This is a genomic window from Rhizobium sp. WYCCWR 11146, assembly GCF_013591995.1.
GTDB classification, from domain to species: domain Bacteria; phylum Pseudomonadota; class Alphaproteobacteria; order Rhizobiales; family Rhizobiaceae; genus Rhizobium; species Rhizobium indicum.
On record NZ_JACCEY010000019.1, the window covers coordinates 115,142 to 127,187 of the forward strand.

10 protein-coding genes are annotated in these 12,046 nt (G+C 60.9%); 5 read left to right on the plus strand and 5 right to left on the minus strand.

Annotation, left to right across the window (positions count from 1 at the left end):
• Positions 1–26 precede the first annotated feature (26 nt).
• Entirely contained in the window at positions 27–464 is a 438-nt protein-coding gene (locus tag HX899_RS13785; RefSeq protein ID WP_003543974.1) for a metallopeptidase family protein, read from the minus strand.
• 161 nt (positions 465–625) lie between these two features.
• Between HX899_RS13785 and HX899_RS35070 the strand changes: the two genes are divergently transcribed.
• The 5 genes from HX899_RS35070 (at position 626) to bfr (ending at position 7,460) form a co-directional block, all read left to right on the plus strand.
• The gene (locus HX899_RS35070) at positions 626–1,570 is read left to right on the plus strand and encodes an ImuA family protein (protein ID WP_246697105.1); all 945 of its coding nucleotides are present in this window, start codon (positions 626–628) and stop codon (positions 1,568–1,570) included.
• 10 nt (positions 1,571–1,580) lie between these two features.
• On the plus strand, positions 1,581–3,026 hold the full coding sequence (locus HX899_RS13790) for a DNA polymerase Y family protein (protein WP_348647915.1): 1,446 nt from the start codon (positions 1,581–1,583) through the stop codon (positions 3,024–3,026).
• Complete coding sequence (locus HX899_RS13795) at positions 3,023–6,487, plus strand: error-prone DNA polymerase (protein WP_181292670.1); 3,465 nt, start codon at positions 3,023–3,025, stop codon at positions 6,485–6,487. Before HX899_RS13790 ends, HX899_RS13795 begins: the two co-directional genes overlap by 4 nt.
• Before the next feature lie 123 nt (positions 6,488–6,610).
• On the plus strand, positions 6,611–7,009 hold the full coding sequence (locus HX899_RS35075) for a (2Fe-2S)-binding protein (RefSeq protein WP_138331946.1): 399 nt from the start codon (positions 6,611–6,613) through the stop codon (positions 7,007–7,009).
• Complete coding sequence (gene bfr / locus HX899_RS13805) at positions 6,975–7,460, plus strand: bacterioferritin (protein ID WP_003543950.1); 486 nt, start codon at positions 6,975–6,977, stop codon at positions 7,458–7,460. The genes HX899_RS35075 and bfr overlap by 35 nt, the downstream gene beginning before the upstream one ends.
• A 134-nt stretch (positions 7,461–7,594) precedes the next feature.
• On the opposite strand, the gene HX899_RS13810 is transcribed toward bfr, so the two are convergent.
• The 4 genes from HX899_RS13810 to HX899_RS13825 all read right to left on the minus strand — a co-directional run.
• Positions 7,595–8,128 carry an RNA pyrophosphohydrolase gene (locus HX899_RS13810; RefSeq protein ID WP_138331945.1) on the minus strand — a complete coding sequence of 178 codons (534 nt, stop codon included), beginning with the start codon at positions 8,126–8,128 and terminating at the stop codon, positions 7,595–7,597.
• Positions 8,129–8,177: 49 nt separating this feature from the next.
• Complete coding sequence (locus HX899_RS13815) at positions 8,178–9,374, minus strand: divergent polysaccharide deacetylase family protein (protein WP_181292671.1); 1,197 nt, start codon at positions 9,372–9,374, stop codon at positions 8,178–8,180.
• Positions 9,375–9,451: 77 nt separating this feature from the next.
• On the minus strand, positions 9,452–10,774 hold the full coding sequence (locus tag HX899_RS13820) for a S41 family peptidase (RefSeq protein ID WP_017995549.1): 1,323 nt from the start codon (positions 10,772–10,774) through the stop codon (positions 9,452–9,454).
• Positions 10,764–12,046 (minus strand): murein hydrolase activator EnvC (locus HX899_RS13825; RefSeq protein WP_246697106.1); only part of this gene is annotated, 1,283 nt, incomplete at its 5' end. The genes HX899_RS13820 and HX899_RS13825, both read right to left, overlap by 11 nt.

Below are 12,046 nucleotides of genomic sequence, written 5' to 3' on the forward strand. Positions count from 1 at the left end.
TAGCGCGTCCTTGGACGCGCGGCGCTCTATCGTTCGGCGGCTTCCTCGGCGCTTGCCTCGATCCGCTCCATGTCATCGTCGCTCAGCCCGAAATGGTGGCCGATCTCGTGGATCAGGACGTGGGTGATGATGTCACCGAGCGTCTCGTCGTTTTCAGCCCAGTAGTCGAGAATGGGACGGCGGTAGAGGCGGATGCGGTTCGGCATCTCGCCGGTTTCCACCGTGAAACGTTCGGAAATGCCCCTGCCCTCGAAAAGGCCGAGCAGATCGAAAGGGGTTTCCAGCGCCATGTCCTCGAAAACGTCGTCATCGGGGAAATCTTCGATCTCGATCGTGAGGTTGGTCGTCAGTTGGCGGAATTCATCCGGGAGATGGCTGTAGGCCTCCATCGCCAGCGACTCGAAGGCGCTGATCGTCGGCGCATGGCGGTCCCGCCAATCATCGCTCTGGTCTATGCGGGCCATGAATATTCCTTCCTTTGCGGGCCCATATAGAACCTTTATCGCCGATTTTCGAGTGCGGAATCAAAGGCAGGAATATTTTCATAGAAAATGGCCGTTGACTCTTCATTAGCTCTCTGGAATCTATAAGAACATAACAGGAACAAGACGGATTGGAGAACGCCATGGCGCAGCACGCCCTGGCGCGCGAGCGGCTTTTTGCGCTCCGCGAAACCATCGCCAGACTGGAGGGAAGGCCCGCGCCGGCGCTTGCTGCAGCGGAACGGGAAGCCGTGGCGGAAGGACGTAAGACCCGCCAGGAGCGCACGCTGCCGCCCCTGCCGTTTGGGGTGGAGTTTCTCGACGGGGCGCTGGAAGGCGGCCTGCCGCTCGATGCGATCACCGAATTCCGTTCCGCTCTGTCTCGCGATGCCGGTGCTGCAAGCGGGCTGGCGATGGCTGTTGCCGCGCGGCTGCAAAAACAGGAAGCGGATGCCGGCCGCCTTCTGCCGTTGCTCTGGATCGGCGATGCCGTCGGCACGCTGGAGGCCGGCCGTCCCTATGCCCCCGGGCTTCGGGATTTCGGACTGAGCCCGGAGCGGTTTTTCCATGCGGCGCCGCGTAAGCTGGACGAGGCCCTCTGGCTGGCGGAGGTGGCGGTGGAAAGCGCTGCCTTCTCGGCCGTCATCTTCGAAGTGCGGGGCAATCCCGTCCATTTCGGCCCGACCGAAAGCCGCCGGCTCAGTCTCAGGGCGCATACTGCCCGCCGTCCGCTCTTTCTTGTCCGTCAGGCCGGAGCGGAGGAGGCAAGCAGTGCGGTCTTCCGTCTGCATGTCGAACCAGCCCCGTCCGCTCTGCGGTCGTTGCCGGATGGATCGACACTTTCCGGCAGCATCGGCAATCCGATTTTCCGTCTGACGCTGGAGAAGAGCCGAAATCCGGCCCCGCTCTCCTTTCTTCTGGAGTGGAATCCCTATGAACGCGAATTTCTCCCTGTCGCCGAACCAAACCTCGTTCGTCCTCCAAGCGAACAGTCAGCGCATTCTGGCGCTCAGCTTCCCGCATCTGCCAACGGATCGCATCGCCCGCAAGCGATGGGGGCTCTCCTGGCGTTCGAAAGGGCGTCCTGAGACGCCGCCTATCGTCTGTTCCGGCAAGCTCAACAATGCCATGCGGCTGACGGCACTGGACGAGTTGGCCGAAAGGCTGGGGTTGAAGAAGGAGCTGGGCGTTGCCGAAGCGCGCGCCATGTACCCGATGCTCGAGGTCGCGGAAGAGAATACGGCGGCCGACCGCCGGTTGCTGGAGGCAATTGCCGACTGGTGCGACCGTTATACGCCGCTGGTGGCGTTTGACGGCAAGGACGGCCTGTTTCTCGACATTAGCGGCTGCGCCCATCTTTTCGGCGGTGAAAAGACGCTTCTCAAGGATGTGCTGTCGCGGCTTTTTCATATGGGGTTCGATGCCCGCGGCGCCATCTCATCGTCACCCGGCCTTTCCTGGGCCGCGTCCCGCTTCGGGCAAAGTGGCGTGATCGAGGACGAAGAGACGGAACATGTACTGATGTCCTTGCCGGTTGCAGCCTTGCGGCTGGAAGGACAAACCGTCGATGCCCTGAAGAAGCTCGGTCTGAAATATATCGGCGACGTCATCGATGCACCGCGAGCGCCGCTGACCCGCCGGTTCGGCCCGGAGCTGCTTCTGCGTCTCGACCAGGCGCTGGGACGTGAAGAGGAGCCGGTCTCGCCCCGGCGTCCTGTTGCCAGCCTCTCGGCCGAAAGCCGGCTGATCGAGCCCATCGGGACGGAAGAGCAGATCCTTGCCGTCACCAGGCAGGTCGCCTTATCGCTGCAGCCGTCGCTGGAGGCGCGGGGGGCTGGCGGGCGGGTGTTCGAACTGGTCCTGTTCCGCGTCGACGGTAGGGTCTTTCGTATCTCCGTCGGCGCTTCGCAGCCGCTTCGCGAACCAAAGTTCATCGCCGGGCTTTTTTCCGAGCGATTGCAGGCGGTCTATGACGATCTCGATGCCGGCTATGGTTTCGAGATCCTGCGGTTGAATGTGTTGCGGCACGATCCCTTCAACGAGGCGCAGGGTGATTTCGAGGGCGACCGTCAGGGAGAGGTCTCGCTTTCGGCCTTCGTCGACCGGGTCTCGGCCCGGCTTGGTGCGGATTGCCTGCAAAGCTTCCAGCTCCGCGAGAGCCATGTGCCGGAACGCGCCGTCATCACGGTTCCTGTGATGGAGAGCCTTCCCAGGCGGAAGACAGCGCAGGACATCCAGCTTCCTTTCCGCGAAAAGCGCCCGCTGCGGCTCTTTGCAACGCCGGAGCCCGTCGAGACCATACTTGCTGAAGTGCCCGATGGTCCGCCGCAGATCTTTCGCTGGCGGCGCATGCAGCATCAGGTGGCAAGAAGCGAAGGGCCGGAACGGATTGCCATGGAGTGGTGGATCGATGGAAGTGACGCCGAGGCGCGTGACTATTTCCGCATCGAGGATGAGACTGGACATCGTTTCTGGATCTATCGGCGGGGCTTTTATGGTCAGGCGCTTGATCCTCGCTGGTTCATGCATGGCGTGTTCGCATGACAATCGCGCGCGCATTCTTCGAGATCGGCACGAGGACGAATTTCTCGTTTCTTGAAGGCGCCTCTGGCCCTGAGGAGATGGTCGTGCAGGCCGCTCGTCTACGGCTCGGCGGCCTCGGGATTGCGGACCGGAATTCGGTTGCCGGCGTGGTGCGAGCGCATGCGCAGGCGGAGCAGCTTGAGGAGAGATACAAGAACAGGGATGAGATTCTGGCCCAGGCGAAGAAGGAAGGAAAAATGGAGGTCATCCTCGATCCTATCCGGATTCAGCCGGGCGCTCGTCTCGTCTTTTCCGACGGAACGCCTGATATCCTTGCCTATCCGCAAAACCGGCGAGGCTGGGCGAACCTTTGCCGTCTTCTCACCGCCGGCAATCTGAAGGAGGAAGCGGCCAAGGGAAGCTGCATCCTGACGGAAGCGGAACTCATGGAATGGGGGGACGAGATGATGCTTACCCTCGTTCCGGATCGCACCCTTGTCGATCATCAGGCGGGTCAGTCGACGCTGGAAGATTATCTGGAACGGTTTCGCAGACGCTTCCGCAAGGCCTTTTTTATGGCGCTGGCGCCAGCCTATGACGGTCGCGACAGGCAGGTCTTTGCGGTGTTTTCCATGCTCGCCGCCCGAAACCGCGTGCCGCTGATTGCAACCAACCAGCCGCTTTATCATCATCCCGAACGCCGGCCGCTTTCGGATGTCGTGATCGCGATCCGGGAGCATGTACAGATAGCGCAAGCCGGATTCCTGCTGGCGCCGAATGCCGAACGCTATCTCAAAGATTCACGTGAAATGGCCCGGATCTTCCGGGACTATCCTAATGCGATCGAGAATACGCAGGTATTTTTCGACAGCTTGACCTTTTCCCTGAAGGAACTCGAGCACAATTATCCGCCGGAAAACGATCCCGGCGAAACGCCGCAGGAGACACTCGAAAGGCTGACGAGAGCGGGAGCCGCAAGACGCTATCCCAAGGGTATACCGCCCAAGGTGGCGCAACAGATCGATTATGAGCTCGATCTCATTCGTCAGAAGAAATATGCCTCCTATTTCCTGACGGTTCACAGGATCATCCAGCACGCCCGCTATGAACTGAAGGTCTTGTGCCAGGGGCGCGGATCGGCGGCAAATTCGGTCATCTGCTATTGCCTCGAGATAACGGAAGTCGATCCTCAAAAAAGCACACTGCTCTTCGACCGCTTCATTTCTATGGATCGCGATGAACCGCCGGATATCGACGTTGATTTCGAGCATGATCGACGCGAAGAGGTCATCCAGTTCATCTATAAAAGATACGGCATAGAACATGCTGGGCTGACGGCGGGGGTGACGACCTACCGTACGCGCTCGGCGGGCCGCGAGGTTTCCAAGGCCTTTGGGCTGTCGGAGGATGTCCAGTCGGCGATCAGCAGCCTCGTCTGGGGCTGGTCGGAGGATAATCTCTCGGAGCGGGACGCGAAGGCGGCGGGTCTCGACGTCAAGGATCCGGTGACCCGAAACGTTCTTCAGTATGCGTCCGAACTTCTCGGGTTCCCGCGCCACCTCACACAGCATGTCGGCGGCTTCGTCATCACGCGTGATAGGCTCGATGAGGTGGTGCCGATCATGAAGACGGCGATGCCGGATCGCTACATGATCGAGTGGGACAAGGACGACCTCGACAACGTCAAGATCCTCAAGGTGGATGTGTTGGCGCTCGGCATGCTGACCTGCCTGCGAAAGGCCTTCTCGCTGCTGGAGTTGCATTACGATGTGAAGAAGACGCTCGCAGACCTCGGTAACAAGGAGCATGGGGACGAAGGCGAGCCGGTTTACGAGATGATGGGCCGGGCCGATACGCTCGGCGTCTTCCAGATCGAAAGCCGGGCGCAGATGAGCATGCTGCCGCGTCTGAAGCCGAAGGTGTTCTACGATCTCGTCATCGAGGTGGCGATCGTGCGGCCAGGACCGATCCAGGGCGACATGGTGCATCCCTATCTCAAGCGCCGGGAGCAGCGGGCCAAGAACATTCCGATCAAGTATCCGAGCAAGGAGCTGGAAATGGTTCTGGAAAGAACCCTCGGCGTGCCCTTGTTCCAGGAACAGGCCATGCAGATCGCCATCACTGCCGCAGGCTTCGAACCGGCGGAAGCCGACAAGCTTCGCAGAGCGATGGCGACATTCAAGAGAACGGGTACGATCGGTAACTTCGAAAAGCGGTTCATCGAGGGGATGGTCTCAAAGGGTTATACCCAGGAATTCGCGCAACAGTGTTTCAACCAGATCAAGGGCTTCGGCGAATATGGTTTTCCGGAAAGCCATGCCGCTTCCTTCGCGCTGCTCGTTTATGCCTCCTCATGGCTCAAGGCCTATTATCCCGATGTCTTCTGCGCGGCGATGCTGAACTCCCAGCCGATGGGCTTTTATGCGCCGGCGCAGCTGGTCCGGGATGCACGCGAGCACGGGGTCAAGATCCTGCCGGTCGATATCAATGAATCGAACTGGGATTGCGGTCTGGAAGAGGCCGCTTTCGATCTGAATGCCGTCGATTTTCGGCATCATGAGATGCGCGAGATCATCAAGACCCGGCATGCGGTGCGGCTCGGCTTCCGGCAGATCAAGGGTCTCTCGACAGACGATATGGAACGGCTCGTCAGCCATCGAGGCGAAGGCTACAGCTCGGTGCGTGATCTCTGGCTGCGGTCCGGTCTGCAGAAATCCGTCATCGAGCGACTGGCGGATGCCGATGCGTTCCAATCCCTCAAACTGTCACGACGCGACGCGCTCTGGGCGGTGCGGGCGCTGGATGTGAGGAGTGCTACTGAGGAGCTGCCGCTTTTCGAGCAGGTCCGTCATGTCGACCTCCAGGCCGAGCCTGTAGCGAAGCTGCCGGAAATGCTGCCGGGAGAGCAGGTCATCGAGGACTATCGTTATCTCTCACTGTCGCTGAAGGCGCACCCTGTCTCCTTCCTGCGCGAGGAATTGCGCAAGGCCGGCGTGACACGCAATGTCGATCTGTTGAAGGTCGCGAACGGAAAGAGGGTGACGATCGCGGGCCTCGTGCTGGTGCGCCAGCGGCCGGGTTCGGCCAAAGGCGTGATCTTCATGACGCTGGAAGACGAGACCGGCGTGGCCAATGCGATCGTCTGGTCGAAAATGTTCGACAAATACCGCTCGGTCGTGATGGGCGCCCGGCTGGTGAAAATCCGCGGCAGGCTGCAAAGTCAAAGCGGGGTGATCCATACCGTCGTCGAGCATATCGAGGATATGACGCCGGCGCTCGGTATCCTGCAACGCGAGGCCCGGCGTTTCGGCGTCTGCGAGCGGGCAGACGAGGTGCTGAGGCCGGGCGTCGATCAGCGACAGAAAAAGCTTGTAAATGCGCAGGAGAGGGCCGAGCTGGAAAAACGAATGGTTGCCACAGGCCGCCATGCGGGTGCAGCGGAAACCGCTGAGGTAATGCCGCGCGGACGCAACTTTCATTAAAAATGCATTGCAGCGATCAAGACCATGCGGCGCGCCTTCATTTCCCTTATGGCGTCATCATCCTGAAACCGCTGCATAATCCCGGACGATATGCATGAAGGCCTCACCGGACACCGCTGTTTGATGCTGCGGGACTCGAATTTTTTCTTGACAGCCACCATCTTCTTTAGCAGAAAACACGATAGTCAGTGTCATGTTTGGAATGAAGACGTGCTCGTCTGCAGCTGCAATTATATAAGCGATAAAGAAATCCGGGAGGTTATCACCAACCTTCTCGATGAAGACTGTTGGCAGCTTATCGTGCCTGCGAAAGTCTACCACGCCATGGAGAAACGCGGCCGCTGCTGCGGCTGTTTCCCCAACGTGGTCGACATCATTATCCAGACAACCGAGGAATATCACGCCCGTCGCCACTCGACGGAGACCGAAATATTTGATTTCATGTCCCGCTTGAAACAATTCCATGAGGAAAACAGGAGAGCGGACATTGAAAGGCGACAAAAAGGTCATCGAGCGGCTTAACGAGGCTTTGTTCCTCGAACTCGGTGCGGTCAACCAATACTGGGTTCATTATCGTCTTCTTGAGGACTGGGGTTACACCAAGCTCGCCAAGAAGGAGCGCGCCGAATCCATCGAAGAGATGCACCATGCCGACCGGCTTGTTGCACGCATCATCTTCCTCGAAGGCCATCCCAATCTGCAGACCCTTGCACCTCTGCGCATCGGCCAGAACGTCAAAGAAGTTCTGGAAGCCGATCTTGCCGGCGAGTACGACGCCCGCGCGGCCTACAAAAAGTCGCGCGATATCTGTCATGACGCAGGCGATTACGTTTCCATGAAACTTTTCGAGGAGCTGCTGGCGGACGAGGAAGGTCATATCGACTTCCTCGAAACACAGATCGACCTGCTCGAGAAAATCGGCGAGAGCAAATACGGCCAGCTCAACGCCGATTCCGCCAACGAAGCCGAATAATATTCGAACGAGATGCCGGCCGCCGATGGCGGCCGGTGTGCCAGATTTGACACCGTTGAACGCAAGTCGGTGCGGTCGGCACTCTTCGGAGGCATCATTGCCGAGCGCAAACGGAGGCGGTTATCCTGCCGTGATCAGTCTTCCGATTGAAGTGTTTCCAAGTGCTGGAACTCGGCCACCACCTGGTCGTAGACGGCGCGCTTGAAGGGCACGATCAGCCCCGGCAGTTGCCGCATCGGCTTCCATTCCCAGGCATCGAATTCCGGTTCATGGCCGCCAGGCGGCGGGTTGATGGCGATCTCGCTGTCGTCGCCGTCGAAGCGGAAGGCGAACCAGCGCTGCGTCTGGCCGCGGAATTTTCCCTTCAGCCCGATGCCGATCAGTGCCGGCGGCAGATCGTAGTTGATCCAGTCTTTCGCTTCGGCAAGCAGGGTCACCGTCTTGATGCCGGTCTCCTCGTAAAGCTCCCGGTAGGCGGCGTCCAATGGATCCTCGCCCTTGTCGATGCCTCCCTGCGGCATCTGCCAGAGCTGCGGCGAGCCGTCATATTCGGAATTGCCGTCGGAGATGCGTCTTCCCGCCCAGACGAGGCCATCGCGGTTCAGGATCATCACGCCGACGCAGGGGCGGTAGGGCAGATCCTCGGCTTTCACGGTCGCCTGGCTCATCTCTTCTCCGTTCTGGGATTCTTCTCAGGGGTTCACTCAAGGATCCCTCTCAAGGATTCTTGGGGTCGTTGGAAAGGGCGGCAACGCCGACGATCTCGATGCCGCGCATCGCCGCCTCCTCGCTCCATTTGGCGATGGCGTCAACGCTCTCATCGAAAGCCGAGGCGACGCCGATTGCCTGGCCGTTTTTGCGGGCGATGCGCTCGAGCTCGTCGAGCTTCTTCAGGACGGCGTTGATATCAAGCTGGCCGTCGAGCTGCAGGTCGGCGAAGGCATAGGGCAGTTCGGTTCCCTTGGCGATCGCCGCCGTCTTCGACTGGGCCGATGTGCCGTCGTCGAGAAACAGCAACCCGCGCTTGCCGATGTCGCGCATGACAGGTTCCATGGCGGCCGGATCAGACAGGAAACGGCCGCCGAGATAATTCATGACACCGGTATAGTTGGTGATCTCGCCCATCGCCTTATGCAGGTTTTCGATGTTGCGGGCGGCCGGTTTCGTGGTCAGCAGCGTTTCGGGGCCTGGATCGTTCGCCGGGTAATCAAAGGGTTCGAGCGGCACCTGGAGAAGGATCTCGTGACCTCCGCGGCGGGCTTCCTGCATCCAGCGCTGCAGGCTGTTGCCGCTTGCGGCAAAAGCGAAGGTGATCTCCTCGGGGAGGTCGGCGATGGCGCGCTGCGTTCCGGTCTGGCTGAGCCCGAGGCCGCTGACGACGATGGCGATGCGGACGCCGCGCGCGCCGGACGAGGGACGCGCATATTGATCCATCGGCCGCCGGCCATCGGGGCCGACGATCGGCAGCCTGCCAAAAGGTGTCTCTTCGAGCAGCGCATCATTGGGCTGGGCTGCCATGCGCGGATCCTGGCCGATCTGCATGGCGTCGACCAGCACCGGCCCGCCGCCGTCGCGCGGGCGGGGGCTGTATTTGGTGACGACCGAGCCGTCGCCGGTGACCATCTGCTCGACATTGGCGCCCGAGCGCGGGTCGGCGCGGGGCATGCCGTCCGCCGCCTGGTTGGCAGCCGTCGTCGGCGGCTGAGGGGTATTGGCAGGGGGTGTTGCGGCTTGTTCGGTCGCTGGCGGTTTGGTGCTTTCAAGCCCATCGCCACGAAATGCCGTATAGAGGGAAAAGCCGCCTATCGCGAAAAGACAAAGACTGGCGGCGATACGGCCGAGGCGCAGGATACCTGGGCGCCGGCTGCCGGTTTTGCGGTTGCGGCCCAAAGGCGCATGCAGGTCCGTTCCCAATTTTTCGCCCGCTCCAAAACCGGGAAACAGCAGAAAGGCTCAAGGCCGGACGAGGTGCCCGGCCTTGAGCTGATCGATTACTTGGCGACGACGGCCTTGTCCGGGTTCGGCGGGAAGGCCGGATCGGTCTTCTTGCCGCGCAGAAGGTCGAGCGCGTAGTTCAGCTGAACGTCATCCTTCGGATCCGGCGGGACGTAGGCAACGGAGCCCGAACCTTCATCCGTCTCGCTCTGGCCCTTGATGTGGCCGCGCAGGCTGGATTCGCCTTCGGTCACCATCTTGCCCTGCAGTTCCTGCGGCAGCGGCTCCTCGACCTTGATGTCGGGCGTGATGCCGGTGCCCTGGATCGAGCGGCCCGACGGCGTGTAGTAGAGCGCCGTGGTCAGGCGCAGCGCACCGTTTTCTCCGAGCGGAATGATCGTCTGGACGGAGCCCTTACCGAAAGAGCGCGTGCCGAGAACGGTGGCACGGCGCAGATCCTGAAGAGCGCCGGCGACGATTTCCGATGCGGAAGCCGAACCGCCGTTGATCAGCACGATCACCGGCTTGCCATCCGTCAGGTCGCCCGGGCCTGCATTGAAGCGGCGGGTTTCATCCGGATTGCGGCCGCGGGTCGAAACGACTTCGCCGCGCTGCAGCAGGGCATCGGAGACGTTGATCGCCTGGTCGAGCAGACCACCCGGATTGAGGCGCAGGTCGAGAACATAACCCTTCAGCTTGTCGGCCGGAACGGTGTCCTTGATCTTCTTGATCGCCTTTTCCATGTCAGGATAGGTCTTCTCGGTGAAGGAGATGATGCGGAGATAACCGACATCGTCCTCGACACGCGACTTGACCGCCTGGACGGCGACGACGTCACGGACGATCGTCAGCTCGATCGGCTTGTCGGCACCCTTGCGGATCAGCGTCAGCTTGATCGGCGTGTTGACGGCGCCGCGCATCTTCTCGACGGCGTCTTCCAGCTTCAGGCCGCGCACGGACTGGCCGTCGATCTCGGAGATGTAGTCGCCGGCGAGAACACCGGCCTTGGCGGCGGGCGTATCGTCGATCGGGGTGATGACCTTGACGAGTTCGTCTTCCATTGTGACTTCGATGCCGAGGCCGCCGAACTCACCCTTGGTCTGGGTGCGCATGTCCTCGGCGTCCTTCGCATTCATGTAGCTCGAATGCGGATCGAGCGAGGAGAGCATGCCGTTGATGGCGTTCTCGATCAGCTTGTCTTCCGCAGGCGGTGTCACATATTGTGCACGCACACGCTCGAAGACATCTCCGAAAACCGAAAGTTCCTTGTAGGTCGAGGATCCGGCCGCTTCTGCCGGCACACCCGCCGAGTAAATGACGCTCATTGCGGTCGCACCCATCAATGCGCCGACCAGAACAAGAGAAGCCCTACGAATCATTGCGTGCCTTTCCAGTGTCTTTGGCGGTCCACCACGGTCGGGAATCGACCGGTTTACCGTCCTTTCGAAATTCAATGTAAAGCGTTGGCCGGTTCGTTTCCAGCGCCAATGCAGTTGCGCTTGCCACTCTTTTCGCGCCCATCACGGCAAGCGGCTCGCCGGAGAAAACGAATTTTCCCTGACGGGTATTGATCGTATCCATTCCCGAGAGAACCAGGTGGTATCCATCGCCCGCGTCGAGGATGATCATCTGGCCGTAACTGCGGAATGCGCCGGCGAAAACCACCAGACCATCCGCAGGCGCCGTCACCACTGTCTCTGGATTGGTGGCGACCGTCATTCCCATGGCCTCGTGCCCGGTGCCGTCGGCATCGCCGAACTGGCGCAGGATATCGCCCGTAACGGGCACCTCCAATTTCGCCTTCAATTCTCCGAAGGGATATGCGGGCGCAATGCGGTTTTTATCGGGCACGCCGCTGTCGGCAAGCGCCTTGGCCTGGGCGCGCTGCTCGTCCGTCATGAGCTTGCGGTTCTCCTCGGCCTGACGGGCGGCAGCGGCGGCATCCCGCACCGAAGCGATCTCGGATTCCATCGAGTCGACCAGGCCTTCAAGGCTGGTCGCCTTGCCCGCCAGCTCCCCGGAACGTTTCCTTTCGGCCTCGAGTTCGGCGGCGTTGCTGCGGCTGAGCTTGTCGTTTTCGGCAAGCAGCAGGTCCATGCGCCGCTCTTCCTCGATGCCGTTGGTCATCGTCGCGGTCAGCGAGGTCTTCTCGGCAGCGCTTGCGGTCTGCAATGCGGCGAGGCTTGCGAGGTCTGCGGCAAGCTTGTCGGTCTCCTTGCGGATGCCGGGCACGACGGCGCCGAGCAGAATGGCGCTGCGCACGGAGGCGAGCGCATCATCGGGGGTGACGAGCAAAGCGGGCGGCGGATTGCGGCCCATACGCTGGAGCGCTGCCAGCACCTCGGCCAGCAGGCCGCGGCGCTCGTGCAGGGAACGGCGGATGCCATCCTCCTTGACGCCAAGATCGGCAAGCTTCTTCTCGCTTTCGAGGATCTGTTTTTCGAGCGTCTTGCGGCGGGCGGCGGAATCGATCAGTGCCTGGCGGATGCTTTCCGTGCTCTTTTCGAGATCGGCAATGCTTCTCTGAAGCGCGCTCACCTTGTCGGTGGAGAGGTTGATTGTCTTCGACAGGGTTTCGAGTTCGGCACGGGTCTGGTCACGCTTGGCGGCAAGTTCGGCCGCCGGATCAGGCGGCGGCGCCGGCTCGGCTG